Origin of the sequence: Dietzia sp. KRD202, assembly GCF_017168155.1 — a bacterium.
Taxonomy (GTDB): Bacteria; Actinomycetota; Actinomycetes; order Mycobacteriales; family Mycobacteriaceae; genus Dietzia; species Dietzia kunjamensis.
Genome location: NZ_JABFAN010000018.1, coordinates 228,414 through 251,834, shown reverse-complemented (window position 1 = coordinate 251,834; position 23,421 = coordinate 228,414). Strand labels below are relative to the sequence as shown.

The 23,421-nt window shown below is 69.7% G+C and carries 23 protein-coding genes, 1 tRNA gene and 1 other RNA gene; 7 read left to right on the top strand and 18 right to left on the bottom strand.

What is annotated here, in order from left to right; genetic code table 11:
• Window positions 1-63 precede the first annotated feature (63 nt).
• A complete protein-coding gene (locus J1M64_RS15040; protein ID WP_067717165.1) occupies window positions 64-1,128 on the top strand; it encodes an ABC transporter ATP-binding protein in 1,065 nt (354 codons plus the stop codon).
• 14 nt (window positions 1,129-1,142) lie between these two features.
• Here J1M64_RS15040 and J1M64_RS15035 read toward each other — a convergent pair whose 3' ends face one another.
• From J1M64_RS15035 to ctaD, 4 genes are all read right to left on the bottom strand, one after another.
• A complete protein-coding gene (locus J1M64_RS15035; RefSeq protein ID WP_307872455.1) occupies window positions 1,143-2,123 on the bottom strand; it encodes an alpha/beta fold hydrolase in 981 nt (326 codons plus the stop codon).
• On the bottom strand, window positions 2,120-3,091 hold the full coding sequence (locus tag J1M64_RS15030; protein WP_206474610.1) for a triacylglycerol lipase: 972 nt from the start codon (window positions 3,089-3,091) through the stop codon (window positions 2,120-2,122). Before J1M64_RS15030 ends, J1M64_RS15035 begins: the two co-directional genes overlap by 4 nt.
• Window positions 3,088-4,164 (bottom strand): diacylglycerol kinase, encoded by a 1,077-nt coding sequence (locus J1M64_RS15025; RefSeq protein ID WP_096906658.1) that lies wholly within the window; start codon window positions 4,162-4,164, stop codon window positions 3,088-3,090. The genes J1M64_RS15030 and J1M64_RS15025 overlap by 4 nt, the downstream gene beginning before the upstream one ends.
• Before the next feature lie 66 nt (window positions 4,165-4,230).
• Window positions 4,231-6,000, bottom strand: a complete 1,770-nt coding sequence (gene ctaD, locus J1M64_RS15020) for a cytochrome c oxidase subunit I (RefSeq protein ID WP_096906657.1) — start codon at window positions 5,998-6,000, stop codon at window positions 4,231-4,233.
• A gap of 121 nt (window positions 6,001-6,121) precedes the next feature.
• Here ctaD and J1M64_RS15015 point away from each other — a divergent pair, with 121 nt between their 5' ends.
• Window positions 6,122-6,817, top strand: coding sequence for a Crp/Fnr family transcriptional regulator (locus tag J1M64_RS15015; RefSeq protein WP_067715997.1), 696 nt, complete (start codon window positions 6,122-6,124; stop codon window positions 6,815-6,817).
• Between the two features lie 6 nt (window positions 6,818-6,823).
• Here J1M64_RS15015 and J1M64_RS15010 read toward each other — a convergent pair whose 3' ends face one another.
• The 3 genes from J1M64_RS15010 to J1M64_RS15000 form a co-directional block, all read right to left on the bottom strand.
• Window positions 6,824-8,872 (bottom strand): M13 family metallopeptidase, encoded by a 2,049-nt coding sequence (locus tag J1M64_RS15010; protein ID WP_096906656.1) that lies wholly within the window; start codon window positions 8,870-8,872, stop codon window positions 6,824-6,826.
• 155 nt (window positions 8,873-9,027) lie between these two features.
• Window positions 9,028-9,579 (bottom strand): hypothetical protein, encoded by a 552-nt coding sequence (locus tag J1M64_RS15005; RefSeq protein WP_069390026.1) that lies wholly within the window; start codon window positions 9,577-9,579, stop codon window positions 9,028-9,030.
• Window positions 9,580-9,766: 187 nt separating this feature from the next.
• The gene (locus J1M64_RS15000; protein ID WP_096906655.1) at window positions 9,767-10,279 is read right to left on the bottom strand and encodes a DUF4395 domain-containing protein; all 513 of its coding nucleotides are present in this window, start codon (window positions 10,277-10,279) and stop codon (window positions 9,767-9,769) included.
• Between the two features lie 101 nt (window positions 10,280-10,380).
• Here J1M64_RS15000 and J1M64_RS14995 point away from each other — a divergent pair, with 101 nt between their 5' ends.
• Both J1M64_RS14995 and J1M64_RS14990 read left to right on the top strand, forming a co-directional pair.
• The gene (locus tag J1M64_RS14995) at window positions 10,381-10,836 is read left to right on the top strand and encodes a hypothetical protein (RefSeq protein ID WP_143337737.1); all 456 of its coding nucleotides are present in this window, start codon (window positions 10,381-10,383) and stop codon (window positions 10,834-10,836) included.
• Between the two features lie 25 nt (window positions 10,837-10,861).
• Complete coding sequence (locus J1M64_RS14990; protein ID WP_096906654.1) at window positions 10,862-11,551, top strand: pentapeptide repeat-containing protein; 690 nt, start codon at window positions 10,862-10,864, stop codon at window positions 11,549-11,551.
• Between the two features lie 77 nt (window positions 11,552-11,628).
• On the opposite strand, the gene J1M64_RS14985 is transcribed toward J1M64_RS14990, so the two are convergent.
• Complete coding sequence (locus J1M64_RS14985; RefSeq protein WP_067715983.1) at window positions 11,629-11,901, bottom strand: hypothetical protein; 273 nt, start codon at window positions 11,899-11,901, stop codon at window positions 11,629-11,631.
• A 244-nt stretch (window positions 11,902-12,145) separates the two neighbouring features.
• On the opposite strand from J1M64_RS14985, the gene J1M64_RS14980 reads away from it, so the two are divergent.
• Both J1M64_RS14980 and J1M64_RS14975 read left to right on the top strand, forming a co-directional pair.
• Window positions 12,146-12,994, top strand: coding sequence for a glycoside hydrolase family 25 protein (locus J1M64_RS14980; RefSeq protein ID WP_206474609.1), 849 nt, complete (start codon window positions 12,146-12,148; stop codon window positions 12,992-12,994).
• Between the two features lie 37 nt (window positions 12,995-13,031).
• Window positions 13,032-14,168, top strand: coding sequence for an ABC transporter substrate-binding protein (locus tag J1M64_RS14975; RefSeq protein WP_241261578.1), 1,137 nt, complete (start codon window positions 13,032-13,034; stop codon window positions 14,166-14,168).
• An 85-nt stretch (window positions 14,169-14,253) separates the two neighbouring features.
• Here J1M64_RS14975 and nrdF read toward each other — a convergent pair whose 3' ends face one another.
• The 5 genes from nrdF to ykgO all read right to left on the bottom strand — a co-directional run bounded on the left by nrdF (window position 14,254) and on the right by ykgO (window position 18,934).
• Window positions 14,254-15,270, bottom strand: a complete 1,017-nt coding sequence (gene nrdF / locus J1M64_RS14970) for a class 1b ribonucleoside-diphosphate reductase subunit beta (protein WP_067712425.1) — start codon at window positions 15,268-15,270, stop codon at window positions 14,254-14,256.
• A gap of 55 nt (window positions 15,271-15,325) precedes the next feature.
• Window positions 15,326-17,407 carry a class 1b ribonucleoside-diphosphate reductase subunit alpha gene (gene nrdE / locus J1M64_RS14965; RefSeq protein ID WP_067712491.1) on the bottom strand — a complete coding sequence of 694 codons (2,082 nt, stop codon included), beginning with the start codon at window positions 17,405-17,407 and terminating at the stop codon, window positions 15,326-15,328.
• A gap of 68 nt (window positions 17,408-17,475) precedes the next feature.
• Entirely contained in the window at window positions 17,476-17,922 is a 447-nt protein-coding gene (gene nrdI / locus J1M64_RS14960) for a class Ib ribonucleoside-diphosphate reductase assembly flavoprotein NrdI (RefSeq protein ID WP_067712422.1), read from the bottom strand.
• A gap of 60 nt (window positions 17,923-17,982) precedes the next feature.
• Window positions 17,983-18,213 carry a redoxin NrdH gene (locus tag J1M64_RS14955; RefSeq protein WP_067712419.1) on the bottom strand — a complete coding sequence of 77 codons (231 nt, stop codon included), beginning with the start codon at window positions 18,211-18,213 and terminating at the stop codon, window positions 17,983-17,985.
• Between the two features lie 598 nt (window positions 18,214-18,811).
• On the bottom strand, window positions 18,812-18,934 hold the full coding sequence (gene ykgO / locus J1M64_RS14950; RefSeq protein ID WP_003852698.1) for a type B 50S ribosomal protein L36: 123 nt from the start codon (window positions 18,932-18,934) through the stop codon (window positions 18,812-18,814).
• Between the two features lie 247 nt (window positions 18,935-19,181).
• Here ykgO and nadE point away from each other — a divergent pair, with 247 nt between their 5' ends.
• Window positions 19,182-20,051, top strand: coding sequence for an ammonia-dependent NAD(+) synthetase (gene nadE, locus J1M64_RS14945; protein WP_206474608.1), 870 nt, complete (start codon window positions 19,182-19,184; stop codon window positions 20,049-20,051).
• Window positions 20,052-20,072: 21 nt separating this feature from the next.
• Here the strand turns inward: nadE and J1M64_RS14940 are convergent, their stop codons facing one another.
• From J1M64_RS14940 to J1M64_RS14920, 5 genes are all read right to left on the bottom strand, one after another.
• Complete coding sequence (locus J1M64_RS14940) at window positions 20,073-21,176, bottom strand: serine hydrolase (RefSeq protein ID WP_067712414.1); 1,104 nt, start codon at window positions 21,174-21,176, stop codon at window positions 20,073-20,075.
• A gap of 94 nt (window positions 21,177-21,270) precedes the next feature.
• Window positions 21,271-21,343, bottom strand: a tRNA-Ala gene (locus tag J1M64_RS14935).
• 158 nt (window positions 21,344-21,501) lie between these two features.
• A complete protein-coding gene (locus tag J1M64_RS14930; RefSeq protein ID WP_067712411.1) occupies window positions 21,502-22,239 on the bottom strand; it encodes a thioredoxin domain-containing protein in 738 nt (245 codons plus the stop codon).
• Window positions 22,240-22,398: 159 nt separating this feature from the next.
• Window positions 22,399-22,772, bottom strand: a transfer-messenger RNA (tmRNA) gene (ssrA, locus tag J1M64_RS14925).
• Window positions 22,773-22,907: 135 nt separating this feature from the next.
• On the bottom strand, window positions 22,908-23,421 hold a 514-nt coding region (locus J1M64_RS14920; protein ID WP_206474606.1), incomplete at its 5' end, for an EamA family transporter.

Genomic DNA, 23,421 nt, shown 5'->3' with positions numbered 1-23,421 from the left:
ACCCCTGACCCCACAGCCGCGTCACCTCCCCCGAACATTCACGCACGAGGAGCACCCCACCCGATGGCCACCGTCCGCTTCGACCACGCGACCCGCCGGTTCGACAAGGGATCGGCGCCCGCCGTCGACGCCCTCGACATCGACATCACCGACGGCGAGTTCCTCGTCCTGGTCGGCCCCTCCGGCTGCGGCAAGTCCACCAGCCTGAGGATGCTCGCAGGTCTGGAACCCGTCGACGCCGGCCGCGTGTTCATCGACGAGCTCGACGTGTCCGGCGTCGCTCCCCGCGACCGCGACGTGGCCATGGTGTTCCAGAACTACGCGCTGTATCCCAACATGACGGTCGCCCAGAACATGGGGTTCGCACTGCGCAACGCCGGCGTCAACAAGTCCGACACCCGCAAGCAGGTCGAGGAGGCCGCGCGGATCCTGCAGCTGGATCCCCTCCTCCACCGCAAACCCTCCCAACTGTCCGGCGGCCAGCGCCAGCGGGTCGCCATGGGTCGGGCGATCGTGCGTCGGCCCAAGGTGTTCTGTATGGACGAGCCACTGTCGAACCTCGACGCCAAGCTGCGGGTCTCCACCCGCGGGGAGATCGCCGGGCTGCAACGACGGCTGGGCGTGACCACGGTGTACGTCACCCACGACCAGGTCGAGGCCATGACGATGGGTACGCGCGTCGCGGTGCTCAGAGACGGCGTCCTCCAACAGGTCGCGGCCCCCCGCGAGCTGTATGACCGGCCGGTCAACGCGTTCGTCGCCGGCTTCATCGGCACGCCGGCCATGAACCTCCTCGAGGTGGCGGTCGAGGGCTCCCGGGCCCACGTCGGTGACGCCGAGGTGGCCATCCCCGCCTCACTCGAGGGCCGCGACCGCGTCACCCTCGGTGCCCGACCGGAGTCACTGCGGGTTGTGGGCGAGGACGAACCCGGCCTGGATCTGGTGGTGGACCTGGTCGAGGAGCTGGGCGCGGAGTCCTTCGCGTACGGCCACACCGACGCCGGCGACCGGATCGCCGTGCGCCTGGACCGGGCACACGGGACCGCGGTCGGCGAGCGCCTCCGCGTCCGGCACGTCGACTCCGAGGTCCACGCGTTCGACCCCGAGACCGGCCTCCGCTTGAACTGATCCGGCGCGCCTGGTCACCGGGGCGGAACGGGCGCGAGCACGCCCAGCAGCTGATCCGCGGGAACGCAGCGCGGCGGCGGGCCGGCCGGCTCGACACCACCCGGGCCCCGCGGCCCGCCGAGGGCGTCGATCACCAGGTCCACCGCTCGAGGCGACGCCAGCACGGTCAGGTGCCCCGAGCGGTCGACCTCGCAGCCGTCCTGCAGCCGCACCACGTCCAGGTCCACGAAGTCCGGCACCTCCGGCGCCACCACCGGCCCGGTGAGTTCGTCGTAGTCCGAGGACACCGCCACGTACCGCACCCCGCGCGCGAACGGGACGCCCTCCTCGCCCAGCCACGCGAGCGTCGCCTCGGCGTCCTGCCGCGCGGTGTCGGGCGACAGCACGCCGAGCAGATCGGTGACGAACTCGGGTGGCCCGTCGCCGGACCGGGCGGGATCGGCGCCCAGCGTGACGACGGTGCGCACGGCGTCGGCCCGGGCGGTCGCGGTGACGTAGGAGGCGATGATCGCGCCCTGCGAGTGCCCCACCAGGTCCACCTCGGCGGCCCCGGTGAGCGCACGCACCCGGTCGATCTCGGCGGCGAGCTGAGGCGCCGAGGCGCCGGTGAGCGAGTCGACGCCGCCCACAGACCCCGGGGCGCCGCCGGGTCCGGGTGGCGCGCCCACGGTGGGGGCCCACACGCAGTAGCCCTCGGCGGCCAGTGCGGCACCGAGGGTGGCCCACGAGTTCCCGCCGTTGAGCCCGGTGCCGTGCACGAGGATCACCGGCGCGGGGCGCTGCGCGGTCGGCCGGCAGTCGTCCCGGTTGATCCCGGGCGGATCGGCCAGGCGGTGGGTGAGTTGGTACGCCGCGCCGTCCCACCACCGCCACGGAACCTGGCCCGTGGTGGGGGCGGGAGCGGCCGCAGCCGTGGGCGCGGCAGCCGCGGGGACGGGGGCGACGACGACGAGGGCTGCCGCCGCGAGCAGTCCCGCGACCCCGGTCCGGTTCACGATCCCGGCGGCGGGGGGATCGGTCCCAGGTACGGGGCGACCGCCTCGCACCGCGGTTCACGAGTATCGGCGGGGTCGAGGGCGTTGAGCATGAAGTCCGCGGTCCGGGGATCCGAGGCGATGGCCAGGTGCTCGGCCCGGTTCTGCTCGCACCCGTCCTGGATGGTGATGTTGGTGGCCCGCGGGCCCTCGACGACACCGGAGGTGTACGGCTGGACCAGCTGGTCGTACCGGGTCACGAGGTTGAGGTAGGTCACGCCCGGCGCATAGGGGGTGCCACCCGACCACAGGAGTTCGAGCGTCTCCGACCCGGCGGCCATCTGGCCGAGGGACGGAGCGATCTCGACCGCACGTCCGCGGTCCCCGCTGGCCAGGGCGGTCCCGATCGCCCCGGACCCGGTCCCGCGGGAGCCGTGCCACAGCGGGGCTATCGAGGCGACGGTGTTCACCTTGCCGGGCCGGCCGACCTTGGCGACCAGGCCGGAGACGAGCGTCCCCTGCGAGTGCCCGACGAGGTCGACCTGCTCGGCACCGGTCGAGGCGAGGACGCGGTCGACGAACTCGCCGACCTGCGGCACCGAGACCTCCGTGATGTCCGACAGGCCGCCCAGGAGACTGACCGGCCACGGCTGGCCGGGCAACGCCCCGTAGGTGAGCGTGTAGACGCAGTAGCCCTCGTTGTGCAGGAGTGGCCCGTAGGTGGCCCAGTTGGTGACCGCGCCGCCCGAGGTGCCGTGGACCAACACGACCGGGCGCGGCTTGTCGGCGGTGGGGCGGCAGGACCAGTCGTTGGCCCCGGGCAGCTCCGCCCCCGGGGCGGTGAGTGCCTGGGCGGCCCCGGTGAAGAACGAGTACGGCACCGGCAGCGGTGCCCGCGTCGACGGGTCGGTGGCGTTCGCGGCGCCCGCGCCCGTCACCGCGAGGAGGGCGGCGGCGGTGACGGCCAGGGCGGCCCGCAGGGTTCTCATGTGCTCATTAAGCCACGCCCGGTGATCAGCGGGAGGTCCTTCGCGTACACGAGTCCCGGCGCCGCCGCCACGACCGCCTCCACCGAGTTGACCAGTCGCATCGCGGTGACGAGCATGCCGGAGACGTTGTGGTCGCCGCGCTCGGCGTGGTGGCCGAACTCCACCCGCATCGCGGGCTCGCCGGCGATCTCGATGCGGTAGCAGCCGTCGCCGTGGTCGGGTCGCGGCCAGTCGGGGGCCTGGTCGTGGGCGGTGCGGGTGACGTGCTCGAGGACGATGCGGTCCTCGCCGTCGACCTGCCCCACCACCTCGAACCGCAGCGCCGCCTGCGTCCCCGCCGGGACCTCGCACGCCAGCAGGGTCAGGTCGCGGTCCGCGGGCAGTCGCTCATGGCGCTCCACCAGCGGTTCGTCCAGGGTGACGTCGAGGGCGGCCGCGAGCTGGCGGACCACCGATCCCCAGCCCGCCGCCAGCATCCCCGGACGCAGCAGTGGCGGCAGCGTGTCCATGGATCCGCCGAAGCCGAACAGTCGCCGCATGGTCTCGCCCTGGTGGTACACGGAGTAGTCGGCGATCTCGCCCATGCGGATGTGGTCGATCCGCCGGGACAGGCTCGTCATGGCCAGCGGCAGGACGTCGTTGGCGAAGCCGGGGTCGATGCCGTTGACGTGCAGTGTGGCGCCGCCTTCACGTCCGGCGGCGGCGAGCTCGGAGATCATCTCCTCGGGCAGGGTGCCGTGCGGGTACTGCAGCAGCACCGGACCGGAGGCCACCACGTCGATACCGGCGCGCAGGAAGCGGCAGAAGTCGGAGATCGCGTCCACGAACCGCGTCTCGGTCTCGGCGGTGTAGACCACCGCGTCCGGGTCCAGCGCGAGCAGCGCGTCAGTGTCATCGGTGGACGCGATACCCAGGTCGCGGTCCACCCCGGCGAGTCGCCCGGCGTCCACGCCGACCTTGGCCGGGTCGGAGACGTACAGGCCCACCAGTTCCAGCTCGGGCCGGGCGGCGATCGCCTCGACTGCCATCCGGCCCAGATACCCCGTCGACCATTCCACTACCCGGATCGTCATGGGCACCGACACTATCCGTCGCCCCGACCCGGGGGTTGCCGCTTCCACGCATCCGGCCCTCGGTGTTCAGCTCCTGTAGGGCGAGGTCCCGCGCTCCCCGACGTCCTTCGCGGTGTCCGGGTCCCGGGCCTTGCGACGGCCCCCGACGTGGGCCTCCGCCCGCATCCGCTCGCTCATGTGCGGGTAGTGCAGCTCGAACGCGGGGCGCTCGGAGCGGATCCGGGGCAGCGTCACGAAGTTGTGGCGCGGCGGCGGGCACGAGGTCGCCCACTCGAGGGAGTTGCCCGCGCCCCACGGGTCGTCGACCGTGACGATCTCCCCGTAGCGCCAGCTCTTGATGATGTTCCAGATGAACGGCAGCATCGCGATGCCGAGGATGAACGAACCGACCGTGGAGATCTGGTTGAGGACCGTGAAGTTGTCCGAATCCAGGTAGTCGGCGTACCGGCGCGGCATGCCCTGGTTGCCCAGCCAGTGCTGCACCAGGAACGTCGTGTGGAAACCGATGAAGATCAACCAGAAGTGGATCTTGCCGAGCCGCTCGTCGTACATCCGGCCCGTCATCTTGGGGAACCAGAAGTACACGCCGGCGAACGTGGCGAACACGATGGTGCCGAAGAGCGTGTAGTGGAAGTGCGCCACGATGAAGTACGTGTCCGAGATGTGGAAGTCGATCGGCGCCGAGGCCATCATCACGCCGGTCAGACCGCCGAAGAGGAAGGTGATGATGAAGCCGAGGGCGAACAGCATCGGCGTCTCGAAGGTCATCTTGCCGCGCCACATCGTGCCGATCCAGTTGAAGAACTTCACGCCGGTCGGGACCGCGATGAGGAACGTCATGAAGGAGAAGAACGGCAGCAGCACCGCGCCGGTGACGTACATGTGGTGCGCCCACACGGCCGTCGACAGTGCGGCGATCGCGAGGGTCGCGAAGACCAGGCCGGCGTAGCCGAACAGCGGCTTGCGAGAGAAGACCGGGAAGACCTCGGAGACGATGCCGAAGAACGGCAGCGCGAGGACGTACACCTCGGGGTGACCGAAGAACCAGAACAGGTGCTGCCACAGGATGGCGCCACCGTTGCCCGGATCGTAGATGCGCCCGCCGAACTGCCGGTCGTAGAAGACGCCGAGTGCGGCCGCGGTGAGCAGCGGGAAGATCAGGAGGATGAGGACCGACGCCACGAGGATGTTCCACGTGAAGATCGGCATCCGGAACATGGTCATACCCGGTGCGCGCAGGCAGATGATGGTGGTGACGAAGTTGACGGCACCGAGGATCGTGCCGATGCCGCCGATGCCGACGCCGAGGATCCAGAGGTCCGCGCCGACGTTCGGCGAGTGGATCTTGTCCGCCAGCGGCATGTACATGGTCCAGCCGAAGGACGCCGCGCCACCGGGGGTCAGGAAGCCGGAGAGCATGATCGTGCCGCCCGCGGCGAACAGCCAGAAGCCGAACGCGTTGAGGCGCGGGAACGCCACGTCGGGGGCGCCGATCTGCAGCGGAATGATGTAGTTCGCGAACCCGACGACGATCGGGGTTCCGTAGAGCAGCAGCATCACCGTGCCGTGCATGGTGAACAGCTGGTTGAACTGCTCATTCGACAGGAACTGCATACCCGGGAGGAAGAGCTCCGCCCGGATGAGCAGCGCCATGAGGCCGCCGGCGAAGAAGAAGATAAAGCAGGTGACGATGTACATGATGCCGAGCAACTTGTGGTCGGTCGTCGTCAGCATCTTCCACACGAACGAGCCCGGCCGGGCATCACCCGTGGGTTCACCCGGCGGGTGGTCGAGCTCACGCGTCGGGCGCGTGGGCGGTACAAGAGTCTCCGACATATCGCTCCCCTGTCGTTCGTTCATCCGAAACTAGGCCGGGAGCCTCGGAACCGCATTGATCTAGGTCAACTCGGTGTGAGGAAATGCACACGTGGGCGCCCCACAGGGCCACACTGGTGACATGACCGCGCACGGGGACGATTCCGGAGTCACCGGGTCCGCGCTGTTCGCGGGCTCGGTCCTGTTCGCCTCGCTGCCACCCCGGTGCGGGGCCGCCCTGGCCGCCTCGTCGCGGACGAGTACGGCGAGGCCAGGCGCGGTGGTGCAGGTGACCGGGGAACCGGTGGGCCGCCTGGTGGTGATCACGGCCGGGGCCCTCCATGTCGTCAGGGAGGACCGGTCCGGGCACCAGCGTCACGTCCGGGTCCTCGGCCCCGGGAGCCATCTCGGCCTGGTGGAGTTCGCACTGGGCTGCCCTGCCCGTCACACCGTCGTCGCCGCGGAGGCCACCACGCTGACCAGCGTCTCGCACGGCGCGCTCCGGTCAGCGGCCGCCGCGTGCCCGGTGCTCAACGACTCGATCACCCGCGAACTGGCGTGGAAGGTGGTCGAGAGCGAACAGCACCTGGCGTCGATCACCTCGGAGGACGTGCTCACGCGACTGTCCGCCTACCTCGTGTCGTTACCCGGGTCGCCCCGCCAGGACGGGCGGATCCGGGTGCGACTGCCACTGTCCCAGTCCGACCTCGCCACGCACCTGGGAACGACCCCGGAGACGCTGAGCCGTCGACTACACGACCTCATCGCCTCGGGGGCCGTCGAGAGGGTCGCGCGGCGGGAGTTCGACCTCGACCACCGCCGACTCACCGGCGCCTGAGCACCCTCACCAGATGCTGACGCGCTCCTCGGGGGCGAGCCACAGGCCGTCGTCCTCGGTCACGTCGAAGGCGGCGTGGAAATCGTCGAGGTTGCGGACCACCTGGTTGCAGCGGAACTCCGGCGGGGAGTGCGGGTCCACGGCGAGCCGGCGGCCGGCCTCCTCGGCGCGGGTCTTGGTCCGCCACACGATCGCCCACGAGGTGATGAGCCGCTGGATGCCGGTCATCCCGTCGATCTCCGGGCCCACCTCGGTGCCCTCGGCGGGTTCGCCGTCGGTGCTCTGCTCGTTCGAACCCTGCTCGTTCGAACCCTGTGCCAGCCGGTAGGCCAGCAGCGCGATGGTGAGACCGCCCAGGTCGCCGATGTTCTCCCCCACCGTGAAGGCCCCGTTGACGTGGTCCTTCGTGGCGTCCAGGCCGTCGGGGGTGAGGCCTTCGTACTGGGCGATCAGCGCCTCCACGCGGGTTCCGAACGCCTCGCGATCGTCGTCGGTCCACCAGTCGACCAGGTTGCCGTCGCCGTCGTACTTCGCTCCCTGGTCGTCGAACCCGTGACCGATCTCGTGCCCGATCACGGCACCGATCGCCCCGTAGTTGGCGGCGTCGTCGGCGTCGGCGTCGAAGAACGGCGGCTGCAGGATGGCGGCCGGGAAGACGATCTCGTTCATCACCGGGTTGTAGTAGGCGTTGACCGTCTGCGGCGTCATGTGCCACTCACCGCGGTCGACCGGGCCGCCGAGCTTGCCCAGCTCGTAGTGGTGCTCGAACTCGGCGGAGCGGCGCACGTTGCCGAGCAGGTCGTCGGCGCGGACCTCGAGCGCCGAGTAGTCGCGCCACTTGTCGGGGTAGCCGATCTTGGGCACGAACGCCTCGAGCTTGGCCAGCGCCCGCTCGCGGGTGGCCGGGGTCATCCACGGCAGACGGCTGATGGAGTAGCGGTAGGCCTCGGTGAGGTTCTCCACCAGCTCGACCATGCGCGCCTTGTGGCCGGGCGGGAAGTGCCGGGCCACGTACTCCTTGCCGACCTCCTCGCCGAGGGCGGCCTCGACCGCACCGACACCACGCTTCCAGCGGGCCTTGTTCTCCTCGGTGCCGGACATGACGGTGCCGTAGAAGCGGAAGTTCTCGTCCACCAGGTCCGAGGTCAGGAACGGCGCGCGCGCGGAGACCGTCCGCCAGCGCAGCCACTGCTTCCAGGTCTCCAGCGGCTCGGAGGCCCACAGGTCGGCCACGGCGGTGAGGAAGTCGGGCTGCATCGCGACGAGCCGGCCGAACGTCTCCTCGGTGCCGCCGAGCTCGCGGGCCCACTCATGCCAGGGGAAGCCGGGGGCCTGCTGCGGCAACTCGTCCCAGGTGACGGGGTTGTAGGTCTTGTCCGCGTCGCGACGGGCCACCACGTCCCAGTGGGCGGCGGCGATGCGGGTCTCCAGCGCGACGATCCGCTCGGCGGTCCGGCGGGCCCCGGTCTCCCCGTCCACGTCGTCGACCAGCCCGGCGAGGTCGAGCATCCGGGCGATGTGGTCGGTGTACTGCTCGCGCATCTCGGCGTACTGGTCCTCACGATAGAAGGACTCGTCCGGCAGCCCGATGCCGTACTGCACCAGGTAGAGGATGTACTCGCTCGAGTTCTTGGCGTCGTTGTTGACGTAGGCGCCGATCAGGCCGCCGACGCCCACCTTCTCCAGGCGCGCCATGGCCAGCGCGAGCGAGTCGGCGTCGGTCGCACCGTCGATCTCGGCCAGATCGGGCGCGAGCGCGGCCACGCCGGCGGCCTCGACGGCGCCGGTGTCCATGAAGGAGGCGTAGAAGGCGCCGATCTGCGAGTCGACCGGGGCGTCGGTGATGATGTCGCGCACCCGCTCCTCGGACAGGTCGCGCAGGGCGAGGAACGCCCCGTCGATCGGCCGGTCGGCGGGGATCACGTGCTCACGGATCCAGGTGCCGTTGACGTGCTGGTAGAGGTCGTCCTGGGGCCGGACGTCCGGATCGACGTACTGCAGGTCGAGGCCCGAGGGACGGGGCGCGTCGGTGGTGGGGATCTCGGTCGCGGTCATGTAGACAGGTTACGTAAGTGGTCGCGGGGTGGGCGGTCGGCACGACGTCGGAGGTCGCCACCTCCGTGACGACGACGAGGCGGGCCGACGGGATGCGCCGAACCGGTGAGGCGGGCCGGTGGTCGTGGATGCCGCGCGCGGCTGCCGGACGCGGGTCAGGGCAGGCCGTGGCGGGCGTTGTGATCCTTGGCGCCCTGGTAGGCGTCGACCATCCCCCAGATCCAGAACCCGAACATGATGGGCAGTCCGATGAGGATGACCGAGAGCAGAGCACCCACGAGGTAGCCGGCGAGGATGCCCACACCCCTACCGGCCCGGCCGACCAGCATCGTCCCCAGGCCGGGCACGAGGAGGGACGCCACCAGCATCAGCGCCGGGTCCTTGCGGGCCGCCGGCGGGAACTGACCGTAGGACTGCATCCCGTACCGCTGACCATAGGACTGCATCCCGTACGGCTGCTGCGCCCCGTAGGCGTACTCGGCGCCGTAGAAGGGCTGCGCGCCGTACTGACCCGGGTCGAACTGACCGCCGCCCTGCGGGCTCCCGTACGGCGGGGTTCCGTACTGCGGGCTCCCGTACTGCTGACCGCCGTAGCCGCCGGCCCCGTACTGCTGACCACCGTCGTGACCGGGCCACTGCTCGTTCGCCCGACCGCCGAACGGGTCGTCGGGCCGGTCGGAGGCGTTGCCGTCAGCGGGAGTACTCATGGGTCCACAGTATCGCGGCACCACGACAGGTCGTCCGCGATCAAGACCGCTCACACCGCCACCACAAGCGGCCCCGGCTCCACGTCCTCGCTGGCCTACGCTGCCCGATTGCACACTCATCGAGGGGTTGGGCTGCGTGAATGGACCATCGCGGGCGCGTAGCCGGGAGGTCCTCCCGGGCCGCCCCTTAATTGCGGGCCGTCATCCCGGGCCGCGCCCAGATGTCCGCGCAGTCCACGCACGCGTCCTCCGAGACGATGCCGACCCGCTGGAGTTGCCCGTACATCCAGCAGCCCAGGCAGAAGCCGAGCGCGGCCTCGGCGAGCGCGGCGGCGACCAGCACACCGAGCACGACGCTGCCCGCCACCGCGAACCCGGCGAGGAACAGTCCGAACGCGATCGAGGACATCACCAGGCCGATCGTCTGGGCGAATCGCTTGGGCGCGCCGGCGACCATCTTGGGCTCGTCGCTGACCCGCGGCGCGAGCACGTGAACCGACAGGCGACCGAACGGCGAGTACCGCGGGCCGCCGGCAACCCGGAGCACGAAACCCACCACCAGCGCTCCCGCCAGCCATGTCCGGGCGGGCTCGGGAGCGAGGAGGGTGATCACCGCGAGCGTCACCACGAGGGCGGCGGTGCACCGCGCGGCGTAGTCGTTGACGATCTCGGGGAAGGCGAACGCTTCTCGCAGACTCACAGTTCTCGCTCCTCACACACTTCGATAGACCGATCGGTCTACCTCGCGGACCAGAGTACGCCCGCGCCCCGCGGAATCCCAGATGCCGCTAGTGTCGGCCCATGATCCCCGGTAGAGCAGCGGCAGGCACCGTCGCCGCGGCGGCCGCGTCCCTCGCGCTGGCGGTGTCCGGGTGCGGCCAGGTCAGCGTCGGAGACCAGACCCCCGGGACCGCGGACCCCGCCGTCCAGGCCACGGCCACCTCGACCATCGCGACGGCCACCTCATCCCCGGGGGCGGCGGCCCCCACCGCGACGTCGCCGCCCCCGACGCCCGGGCCGGAGGCCACCCCGGGCTGCGGGACGCTGACCGAACCCGTCCACCGACTCGTCCACGGCGCCGACACCGACCGCGAGGCCGTCTCCGCCGAGGTCCGCCGCCTTTCCGACGGGGTTACCGACAACGCCCTGTCCGCGGTGGCGAGTCGTCTGTCGGGCATCGCAGTGCAGCCGACCGTCTCCCCGGCTGCACTCGAGGCCGAGTGGGACCAGTTCCGGCAACTCTGCGACCTCCCCTGATCGCGCCCCCTCTACGCTGACGGCCGTGCCCCCACCGCTGCGTCGCCGCTCGAACTCACCCCGTCCACCCGCCGCCCCCGTCATCCCGAGACGGGAGCAGCTCGAGCCGCCGCGCACCGAACTCGAGACGGACGGCCTGTGGGACGGGGTCCTGGCCGCCGCCGAACACGCGCCCGACCCGGAGGAGGGCGCGGCGCAGATCGGCGGGATGGAGATCCGGGAATCCGCACTCGAGAACCTCCGGTTGAGCGGCGCCCGCGCGGACGGCCTGAGGCTGACCGATGTCGTGATCAGCGGCTGCGACCTGTCGGGACTGGTGGCCGACGGCGCCTCGCTCACCCGCGTGAGGTTCGCGGGCTGCCGACTGACCGGGATCGTGCTGTCCGACGCACGACTGACCGACGTGACATTCGAGGACTGCCACGCGGACATGATCAACCTACGGATGGCCCGACTGCAGCGGGTCCGCCTCGCCTCGACACGGTGCCGGCAGGCCGACCTGCTCGAGGCGCGCATCGCCGATCTGACCACCGAGGGCTCCGACCTGCGTGGTGCCGCGTTCGACCGGGCCACCCTCTCGGCCGTGGACCTGCGCGGCGCCGACCTGGAGGACCTACGCGGGGCGTCGGCATTGCGGGGCGCCCTCATCTCGCCCGACCAGGTGCTGGGCGTGGGCCTGGCGCTGATCGGCGAGGCGGGGATCCGGGTCGACTGACCGGTCACCCACATCCGGCCGCCCGCATCCGACCGCCCGACGTCAGGGCGCAGCGCGTCGAGTCGCTCGAGGAGAGCTCAAATCAGGTGCGAGGCGGACTCGCGCCACTGGTTCACCGCGCGGTTGATGATCGCCTGGAGCTGCAGGATCTGGTCACGATCGGTGAGCGTGATGCCCTCCGCCCCGGTCTGCAGCCGCAACTCCGGAACCCCCCGCCCCGCCCCGTGCTCGTCCAGCATCACGGTCTCGGCGACCGACACCTCCAGAAAGGGGTCGTCGCCCGGGCCATCGACCTCGGTCACGAGGTCTTGGCGGTAACGCGGGGTGGTCAGGTCGATCGCATTGTTCATTGAGGGGCACTCCCGACTGGTCGGTGGGATTGCCTTAATCGTAGGTGAGGAAACCAGGTCATCGAACGCGTGGGGCAGCGTGTTACAGGTTGTGATCAACCCGTGATCTTGGCCACTCTCCGGTCGCTCTCCGGCCACCCTCCGGCGCCTCACCGCGTCCGCTGCCCGGGCCGGAACTGGACAGATGTGAGAAATGTTGCGTGAGTTGCTTGTGTGACTGAAGGGGTTGCAACATACTCAGCCCATGACATCTGCCGGACCGTCGGCCCGACGCGCCCCCCTTCCCCGCCTTCTCGTCGCCGTGGCCTCTGCAGCAGCCCTTTCTCTCGGCCTCCTCGTCGTCGTCATCTCCCCGCGCGCCGACGCCGGCGTCCCCCTGGCGCCCGCCTACCACGGCCTCGCGCAGGGGGTCGACGCCGCGAGCTGGCAGCATCCGCACGGTGCCGGCGTCGACTGGCACGCGGCCGCCGCGTCCGGGCAGTCCTTCGCGTTCATCAAGGCCACCGAGGGCACCGGACCCGCCAACCGCTACTACGAGGCCGACGTGGCCGACGCCCGCGCCGCCGGCATGCTCGTCGGCAGCTACCACATGGCGCGCCCCGCCATGGACCCCGCGCAGCAGGCCCACGCGTTCGCCGACCGACTGCAGTCCGTCGGCGGCCCGCAGCTCCCGCCGGTGCTCGATCTGGAGAAGGACGAGGGCCTCGACCCCGCCGAGCTGGCCGACTGGACGCAGGTCTTCCTCGACACTCTCGCCCACCGGACCGGCCGCGCGCCGATCCTCTACACCTACCGCTACTTCTGGATCGATCGGATGGCCAACACCCACCGCTTCGCCGAGTTCCCGCTGTGGCTCGCCGAGTACGGGGTCTCCGAGCCCACCCTGCCCGTGATCGGCGGCTGGAACGAGTGGCTGTTCTGGCAGCGCTCCGAGACCGGTGAGGTGCCCGGCTTCACCGACGGCGTGGATCTCAACGTCTTCGCCGGAACCCGCGACGACCTCCACGCCTGGCTCGGCCACGTCGCCGCTAATCACGCCGTGGTCCGGCACGCCGGGACGGGCACCCGCCGCCCGCCCGCGACCTCCGCATGAGCGGCCCTTCTCGGCCGATCTCCTAGGCTGTTGTCCCATGACCGATTCCGTGACCGCCCCCCGCCAACACCCCGCGCGGGGGTATGCCCGGCGCGCCGTCAGGGCGGCGGTCCCCCTGGCGGCCGGGCTGACGCTCGTGGCGTGTGGCCCCTCCCCCGTCGACATGGTCGAGCACCCGATGACGACGACCCCGTCGCGGATGGCCGGCGAGGAGTTGCAGCGCTCGGCAGAGCCGGAGGAGTCGTGCGCCCCGGCACCGTTCCCCGCGGAGTTCCCCGGGCCGGGTGACCGCAGGGTCCCCACGGAGGGGCCGGGTCCGGACCGGGTGGAGGTGCCGCGGTCGCCGGAGAGGATCCTGGCGCTCGGCACAGGCGCGGTGGACACGGCCTGTGCCCTCGGGCTGCAGGTCCTCGTCGTCGGCACGTCCGGCCTACCCGACGGTGCGGACGTCTACCTGCCCGACTCACTGACCGGACTCCCGACGGTCGGTCCCCTCGTCGGCGGGGACGCCGACGAGGTCGCGCGGGCCGCGCGGGAACTGCGTCCGGACCTCATCGTGCTGGCCGGGTCGGACGAGGTGGACCCGGCCGTCGTCGCCGCCGTGACTGATGTCGCCCCCACCGTGGTCTACGACGCCGACATCGTGGACTGGACGGAGGCCACCGAGGCGATCGCCGACGCCTACGGTCGGCCCCGCGCCGGCGGCGATCTCCTACTGGAGGTGATCGAGCGGGCGCAGCGCACCGCCGACGCGACCACCCCGTCGGATACCCGGGTCTCTCTGGTGTCGGTGACCGGAGGGGACGGTGACGGCGTGGAGGTGCAGCGGCCGGACACGCTGGGCTCCCTGATGCTCGAGGCCGTGGGTGCCGAGCGCCCCCCTGCGCAACGCACGCGCGACGGCGAGCGCCTCCCGCCCCTGCCGCAGTCCCCGGCCGTGGGTGACGAACTGGACGGGGATGTGATCTTCGCGGTGGTCGGAGGCGGGCCCGGCTCCGAGGACGAGGCGCGGGAGGTCTTCGCCTCGGACAGGTGGACGGACCTCGACGCCGTGGGATCGCAGCGCGTGTTCGTGGTGGACCGTGCCGTGTGGGAGGGGGCGGGCCCGGTGGCGGCGCGGGCGGTCCTCGACGACATCCGGGGATCGATCAACGGGGTCGCACCGGACGGGTAGCCAGCAGTCCCTCCACGACAGTGGATCGACGACGCCCCTGCGCCCGTGTTCGGTCGCAGGGGCGTCGTGGGCCGCTACCGGTGCGTCAGAAGTCCCAGTCCTCGTCCTCGGTCGCCTCGGCCTTGCCCATGACGTACGAGCTGCCGGAGCCGGAGAAGAAGTCGTGGTTCTCGTCGGCGTTGGGGCTCAGGGCCGACAGGATCGCCGGGTCGACGTCGGTCTCATCCTTCGGGAACATGCCCTCGTAGCCCATGTTCATCAGCGCCTTGTTGGCGTTGTACCGCAGGAACTTCTTGACGTCCTCGGTCCACCCCACCGGATCGTAGAGATCCTCGGTGTAGTCCGCCTCGTTGTCGTACAGCTCGAACAGCAGCTCGAAGGTGTAGTCCTTGAGCTCGTCCCGCTCCGCCTGGGTGACGTGCTCGAGGGCGCGCTGGTACTTGTACCCGATGTAGTAGCCGTGCACCGCCTCGTCGCGGATGATGAGCCGGATGACGTCGGCGGTGTTGGTGAGCTTGGCCCGCGAGGACCACCGCATGGGCAGGTAGAAGCCCGAGTAGAACATGAACGACTCGAGCATCACCGAGGCGATCTTGCGCTTGAGCGGATCGTCCCCCGCGTAGTAGCCGAGCACGATCTTTGCCTTCTTCTGGAGGAAGGGGTTCTCCTCCGCCCAGCGGAACGCGTCGTCCACCTGCGGCGTCGAGCACAGCGTGGAGAAGATCGTCGAGTAGCTCTTGGCGTGCACCGACTCCATGAACGCGATGTTGGTGAGCACCGCCTCCTCGTGCGGGGTCGACGCGTCGGGGATCATGCTGACCGCGCCGACCGTGCCCTGCAGGGTGTCCAGCAGGGTCAGGCCGGTGAAGACGCGGGTGGTGAGCTGCTGCTCGTACTCGGTCAGGGTCTGCCACGACGGGATGTCGTTGGAGACCGGCACCTTCTCCGGAAGCCAGAAGTTGGTGGTGAGCCGGCCCCACACCTGATCGTCGACCTCGTCGGGGACGCGATTCCAGTTGATGGCCGACACCCGGTCGACCAGCTTGGGCTGGATGCCGGCGGCGGGACTGTGGGATCCCGGAGCGTGCAGCTCGGCGGTCATCGGATCTCCTCCTGGGGACGTGTGGGGTTCGGGACGCAGGCCTGCGGCCGGGCGGTCAGAGCATGCACGAGACGCAGCCCTCGACCTCGGTGCCCTCGAGCGCGAGCTGACGCACGCGGATGTAGTACAGGGTCTTGATGCCCTTGCGCCACGCGTAGATCTGGGCTCGGTTGACCTCACGGGTGGTGGCCGTGTCCTTGAAGAACAGGGTCAACGACAGGCCCTGGTCGACGTGCTGGGTGGCCGCCGCGTACGTGTCGATGATCTTCTCGTAGCCGATCTCGTACGCGTCCTGGTAGTAGTCCAGGTTGTCGTTGGTCAGGTAGGGCGCCGGGTAGTAGACGCGCCCGATCTTGCCCTCCTTGCGGATCTCGATCTTCGACGCCACGGGGTGGATCGACGAGGTCGAGTTGTTGATGTAGCTGATCGACCCCGTCGGCGGCACGGCCTGCAGGTTCTGGTTGTAGATGCCGTACTTCTGCACGTCGGCCTTCAGCGCGCGCCAGTCCTCCTGCGTGGGGATGGTCACCTCGGCCTCGGAGAACAGCGTGCGGACCCGGTCGGTGGCCGGCTCCCACACCTGGTCGGTGTACTTGTCGAAGAACTCACCCGAGGCGTACTTCGACTCCGGGAACCCGGCGAACCAGGTTCCACGCTCCCGCGCGATCGCGTTGGACGACCGGAGCGCGTGGTAGAGCACGGTGTAGAAGTAGATGTTGGTGAAGTCGACACCCTCCTCGGATCCGTAGTGGATCCGCTCACGCGCGAGGTAGCCGTGGAGGTTCATCTGCCCCAGGCCGATCGCGTGCGACTCCGAGTTGCCCCGCTCGATCGAGGGCACGGAGTCGATGTGGGTCTGGTCGGAGACCGCGGTCAGTCCCCGGATCGCCGTCTCGATGGTCTGACCGAAGTCCGGTGAGTCCATGGCCTTGGCGATGTTGAGCGAACCGAGGTTGCAGGAGATGTCCTTGCCCACCTCGGAGTAGCTCAGGTCCTCGTTGAACTCCGAGGCCGTGGAGACCTGGAGGATCTCCGAGCACAGGTTGGAGTGCGTGATCTTGCCGGCGATCGGGTTGGCCCGGTTCACGGTGTCCTCGTACATGATGTACGGGTAGCCGGACTCGAACTGCAGCTCGGCGACGGTCTGGAAGAAGTGCCGGGCGTTGATCTTGGTCTTCTTGATCCGGCTGTCCTCGACCATCTCGTGGTAGTGCTCCGAGATGTCGACGTCCGCGAACGGCTTGCCGTAGATCCGCTCGACGTCGTACGGCGAGAACAGGTACATGTCGTCGTTGCGCTTGGCGAGCTCGAAGGTGATGTCCGGGATCACCACGCCCAGGGAGAGCGTCTTGATGCGGATCTTCTCGTCCGCGTTCTCCCGCTTGGTGTCGAGGAACTTGAAGATGTCCGGGTGGTGCGCGTGCAGGTACACGGCGCCGGCACCCTGGCGGGCCCCGAGCTGGTTGGCGTAGGAGAACGAGTCCTCCAGCAGCTTCATCACGGGGATGACGCCCGAGGACTGGTTCTCGATGTGCTTGATGGGCGCGCCGTGCTCACGGAGGTTGGACAGCAGCAGTGCCACGCCACCCCCGCGCTTGGACAGCTGCAGCGCGGAGTTGATGCTGCGGCCGATGGACTCCATGTTGTCCTCGATGCGCAGCAGGAAGCACGAGACGGGCTCCCCGCGCTGCTTCTTGCCGGAGTTGAGGAACGTGGGCGTGGCGGGCTGGAAGCGACCGTCGATGATCTCGTCCACCAGCTGGCGGGCCAGCACCTGGTCGCCGGCGGCGAGGGTGAGCGCCACCATGCACACGCGGTCCTCGTAGCGCTCGAGGTAGCGCTTCCCGTCGAAGGTCTTGAGCGTGTACGAGGTGTAGTACTTGAACGCGCCGAGGAAGGTCGGGAAGCGGAACTTCTTGGCGTACGCGTGGTCGAACAGTTCGCGGACGAAGTTGCGCGCGTACTGGTCCAGCACCTCGCGCTCGTAGTAGTCCTTCTCGACCAGATAGTCGAGCTTCTCGTCCAGGTTGTGGAAGAAGACCGTGTTCTGGTTGACGTGCTGCAGGAAGTACTCCCGCGCCGCCCGGCGGTCCGCGTCGAACTGGATCTTCCCGTCCGCGTCGTAGAGGTTGAGCATCGCGTTGAGGGCGTGGTAGTCGAGACGCTGACCGTCGCCCGCCTCTCCCGCGGTGATGCTCTCGGGGTTCACGGTTGGTGCTGCCAAAACTCTTCCAATCCCTCTCGGACGCGGATGACGTCCTCGTGTGTGCCCATCAACTCGAAGCGGTAGAGGTACGGGACCCCCACCTTCTCGGCGATCACGTCGCCGGAGCGACCGAAATCCCGTCCGAAGTTGGTGTTGCCGCCGGCAATGACTCCCCGGCAGAGACTTCTGTTGTGCGCGTTGTTGAGGAACGCGACCACCTGCCGCGGGACCGCGGCTCCGTTCTTGCCTGTGATCTCGAGGCTTCCCCCGTAGGTCGGAACGATCAGAACATACGGGTCCGACACCGTCGGGACGGGCTCGGTCCTCCGCACCGGGATACGCAGTGCGGGGAGACCGAGCCGGTCGACGAATCGTTTGGTGTTCTCGGAGATGTTGGAGAAGTAGACGATCCTCACCGGCTTCTCGGCCGGTATCGGAGCCGCCATCGCCGCCCCCTTGTCGAAGGAATCCTGGTGTTACCGCGCCGTCGGACTATGACCGCGCAGTCAGGCCGCCACGGTGGCGAGTGCCTTGATGCGGTCCGGGCGGAAGCCGGACCAGTGGTCGGAGCCCGCGACCACGACGGGCGCCTGGAGGTACCCGAGCGCCATGACGTACTCCCGAGCCTCGTCGTCCATCGAGATGTCGATGATCTCGTACTCGATGCCCTGCTTGTCGAGCGCCTTGTAGGTGGCGTTGCACTGGACGCAGGCGGGCTTGGTGTAGACGGTGACCATGTGTCTCAGGACCTCTTTCGGCACGGCGCCGGACGGCGCGAGGGGCTCTTCTCGTAGCGGCCTCCCGGGCCCGGGCTCTCGCCCGGCCTGTGGATGACCGCGGTGTCTGTCGGGGGTCACGGTCCGAATCCCACGAGTGACATTCATTGGGGCCGCAACGCTTCTAGACACTACCCCTAGTGGCCAGCGAGTCAATCGACCACAACATTTTGGTCTTACATCGCTGGTATTCCCAGGTCGCGATCCCGCCTTGTGGACACCGTGGGCCCCCGGTGGGAACCCCGCCCCCGGACCGTCGATCCGGCGCCGCGCACACCTACGGTCGCACGGCGATCACCGTCCCGGAGCGGCGGGTCGGCATCCCACAGGACCTCCCCAGGGACCCCACAGATTGTCCCCACGCCCTCCACAAGCACGTGGATGATCGTGCGTCCGGGGCGTGGACGGATGTGGCGGGCCGGGGACGGTTCACCGCCGGGCGCGAGTCGTCCCCACGGGGCCGTGGTGGGCGCCGGTAAGAGTACGACGACGACGAGGGCCCGCCGCCGGCGAACCGGTGGCGGGCCCTCGAGGATGCGTGAGGACTCACGCGGACATGTCAGCCCTGGCGGGCCTTGAAACGGGGGTCCTTCTTGTTGATCACGTAGACCTTGCCGCGACGACGGACAACCTGGGCGCCCGGCTTGTTCTTCAGCGACCGAAGGGACTTGCGGACCTTCATCTGGCGCTCCTTAGGCTCTCGGGGCGGCCGCTATGGCCGCCGACACGACTGGGGATCACTGTGCGACACGTCCGTCCCGGAAGGTCGGATGTACGACACACAACTGGTCCATCGTAACGGACTGCCCGGCCAGAACTCCAACCGGCGACGGACGGCACCCCGCCCGCACCCCGGCCGCGCTCCGGGTACTCGCGGCCACCGGCGGAGATGTCACGCGGTCGTCACACGTGGTTCCTATGCTGACGCCATGACCGAGACCACGACAGACCGCGCTGCCGCCCTGCGCGCCACCATCATCGCCGAACTCGGCGTCCGTCCCGACATCGATCCCGCGGAGGAGGTCGGGTCGCGGGTCACGTTCCTGGTCGACTACCTCCGTTCGACCCCCGCCACGGGCTTCGTCCTGGGGATCAGCGGCGGGCAGGACTCCACCCTGACCGGCCGGCTCTGTCAGCTCGCCGCGGAGCGACTGCGGGACGAGGGGATGTCGCGCGCCCGGTTCGTGGCGATGCGCCTGCCCTACGGCGAACAGTCCGACGAGGCCGACGCGCAGGCGGCCCTGGAGTTCATCCGTCCGGACGAGAGTCTCACGGTGGATGTCCGCCCCGCGTCCGACGCCGCCTCCGAGGCCGCCTCCGCCGCACTCACGGCTCTGCCCGACGAGGCGGCGCCGCTCCGTGACTTCGTCCGCGGCAACGTCAAGGCGCGTGAGCGGATGATCGCCCAGTACGCCGTGGCCGGGCAACTGAACCTCCTCGTCGTCGGCACCGACCACGCCGCCGAGGCGGTCACCGGCTTCTTCACCAAATACGGCGACGGCGGGGTCGACCTGACCCCCCTGACCGGTCTCACCAAACGACAGGGCGCGGCACTGCTACGCCACCTCGGCGCGCCGGACTCCACCTGGCGCAAGGTCCCCACCGCCGACCTCGAGGATGACCGGCCGGGCCTGCCCGACGAGGTCGCCCTCGGCGTGACCTACGCCCAGATCGACGACTACCTCGAGGGCCGCGACGGCGTCCCGCCCGAGGCCTCCGCGCGGATCGAGCAGCTGTTCCTGGGCTCGCGCCACAAGCGCACGGTGCCCGCCACCCCGCTCGACACGTGGTGGCGCTGACCGGTCCGCGAGGACGGGTCGTCAGCGCAGCAGCGACCAGACGGTCTCGAGCGCCTCGGTCGTGCCGGGGACGTCGAAGGACTGGGTGGTGAAGACCGCCGCGGCCCGCCTGGTGCCGCGGTCGACGTACCCGATCGTCCCCAGTCCCCCGGCCCAGCCGACCACGCCGCCCGGGCGCACCTCCACCTGGAACCCGTAGCCGCAGCCGGGCCCGAGGAAATCCTCCGCGCTCGCCCGCTGCCGCGCTGTCAGGTGGTCGGTGGCCATCAGCCGAGCACTCTCCGGGTCGAGCACCGGGCCACCGTCGACGAGCACACCCAACAGCTCCAGATAATCGCCCACCGTCGCGGCGAGGCCGCAGGCGAGGGACTCGAAGACCGGCGGCACCGCGAACCTGCCCGCGGTGTCCAGTGGCGAAACCCTGCCGTCGGGCCCGAGGCCGTACGAGGTGGGGAGACGGGAGAGGTCGGCCGTGAACCCCGTGTCGGCCAGCCCCAGTGGCCCGGTGACGTACTCGGCCAGCAACTCGGTCACGGACGAGCCGGTGGCGCGGGCGAGGAGCACCCCGAGGACATCGCTGCTGGTGTGGTACCACCATTGCTGGCCCGGCTGGCCCGCGAAGGGCAGCTCCGCCAGCCGACGGAGATACTCGTCCGGCGCGACGGCCGGGGCGTACGGCCCCGGGGCGACCCCACGGTCGGACATCGCCTCCGACAACGCGGGGTTCTCCCCCACCCAGCCGGCACCCGCGGTCATGGTGAGCAGGTGCCGCAGTGTGAGGGGCCGCTCGGCCGGGACCGTGCGGTCCAGCGGGGCGTCCGGCGTGGCCAGCACTGGAGGGTCCGCCAGCTCGGGCAAGAACGTGTCCACCGGGTCGTCGAGGGTCAGCACACCGCGTTCCACGAGACGCATCGCCAGGATCCCGCCGACCGGCTTGGTGTTGGACGACAGTGGAAACACCGCGTCCTCCCCCAGCGCGGGTCCGCCCACGATGCGGGCTCCGCCGGAGACGATCCTGGAGCGCCCGCTCTCGCGGACGCCACAGACGTACCCGACCAGCCGACCGTGGTCGACGAGCGCGTCGAGCACGTCGACGACGTCCGTGATCTCCCCTGGCCCCGCCATACCCCGACACTACGACCGCGGACCGGATGGCGGAAGGCGCCACATGGCGAGATCCCGGGACATCGTTTCCGTTGTCCCGGGATCTCGTCCTCGGTGGAGCTAAGGGGACTCGAACCCCTGACCCCCACACTGCCAGTGTGGTGCGCTACCAGCTGCGCCATAGCCCCGTATCCATTTGTCCGCCGCTCACCTCTCGGTGACCGGCCCGACCTAAGTTACACCACCACGGTTCGGGCCTCCAAATCGGGCCCGGCCCCACCGGGAGGGGCGGGGCCGGGCCACAGTTGCGCACCCGGCACGAGCACCGGGCGGTTCGCCGGACGAGTTACGCGATGATGTCCTGGAGCCAGGCGGCGTTGCCGATGTCGACGACCTCGCCCTCGTGGGCGACCGTCGGGGTGGACACGCGATCGGTGATCTCGCGGATGCTCTGCTGGGCGTTGTCCGCACTGTCGGAGGCCTTGTCCATGCCGCCGTTGGACTCGACGTTGCCGATGCACTCGACCGAGTCCGCGTTCGCGCCGGCTGATTCCGCGATGTCCGCCAGCTCGCGGGCCGAGAGGTCGCCGCCGCCCTCCCCCGGCTGCTCGGCGAAGAACGCATTCTTGACGTCGAAGAACACGGGCAGGGAGTCCTTGGCCGCGACACACTGGATGGCCGCGAGCGCGCGCGTGGAGTACTCACCGGAGCCGGACTGGCCGTTGAGGAAGTTCAGGGTGTGGAACTCGACCTGCAGATCCCCGGCCTCGACGGCCTCGGAGATGGACTCACCGTACTGCGCCTCGAAGGAGCCACATGCGGGGCACATGTAGTCCTCCCAGATCTGGACGGTCGGCGCCTCGTCCGGGCCGACGACGACCACGCCGGCCTCGGTGATGTCGATCAGCTCGTCATTGGTCTCGCCGAACGTGATGGGGTTGGCCTCTCCGCCCCGCTGGGCCATCCAGACGACGCCACCGAGGACCACGACGGCGACCGCGATGAGCGCGACCACGGTGATGATCATCCCGTTGTTGGACTTGGTCTGGAGGACCTTGGTGTTCTTGTTGGGTTTGGCGTTCACGTGTACGCGGGCCTTTCTCTACTGGGAGACCGTCGACCTCTTCCGGGTGACCGGCACTACGCCAGAGGGTACCGAAGCGGTGGGAGCGACCCCGCGCGCGCACCGTCGATGCAAATGCACCACACCCCCGGTCGGCGTCGACCGGGGGTGTGGCCCGAATGGTGGAGCTGCCGGGAATTGAACCCGGGTCCTCCGCAGCATCGGCAGGGCTTCTCCGTGCGCAGTCCGCGTTGGCCTCTACTCGGATCTCACCCTCATGTGGACATGTCGGTGATGACGATCCCAGTCACTGTGTGATGTCCCGACCCACCCCGTGACCGGGTGAGCCGGTGATCTCTCTAGATGATGCCGGTGACCGGGGCGAGAGCGACCCCGGGCCGACAGACTACGGGCTCGCTATCAGGCAGCGAGGGCGTAGTCGCGCTGATTGGTATCGGCGCGTAATTGGTTGCCACGACGCTTACGGTGGTCTCTGGCCTGCACCGGCACGCTTCCCCTGCGTCAACTCACGTAGTCGAAACCAAGTCAGCCCCGTCAGGACCGCCGACTTCCGCCGACGGACTCCCCACCCTACCCCGGTGACGCGCCGCCCGCCAGAGTGATCCCGCTCTCCCCTCTCAGCCGAGCACCCGGTTCAGCCGAGCACCCGGTTCAGCCGAGCACCCGGTTCAGCCGAGTGCGAGCAGGGAGATCGCCACCCCCGCCAGGACGAGTCCGACCATCTGGACCGCACGCATCCGCTCCCCGCCGTGGGCGATCGCCAGCGCTACGGTGAAAGCGGGGTACAGCGCAGCGATCACACTGACCAGGGAGAGCATCCCCGCCTGCGAGGCGAAGTAGAAGGCACCGTTGGCGACGGCGTCGAACACGGCGATCACCACGCCGATCGCGATGAGACGCCGGGAGAAACGGAACGACTCACGGGCTGCGACCGCGGCGACCAGCAGCATCACCGTCGCCCCGATCCGCGAGGCCGCGACCGGCCACAGGCCCTGGCCCGGCGGCACCTGCGCCAACAACACGAAGAACGCGGCGAACGCCAGCCCGGAGAAGAGCGTGAGCACCAGGAGACGACGGGTGAGGCGCCCGTGCAGGGCGGACGAGCCGTCCCGGCTCTCCATGGAGACCAACACGGTCGCCACCAGCGCGAGCGCCATGCCCGCCCCCGCCGCGGGCGCGGGC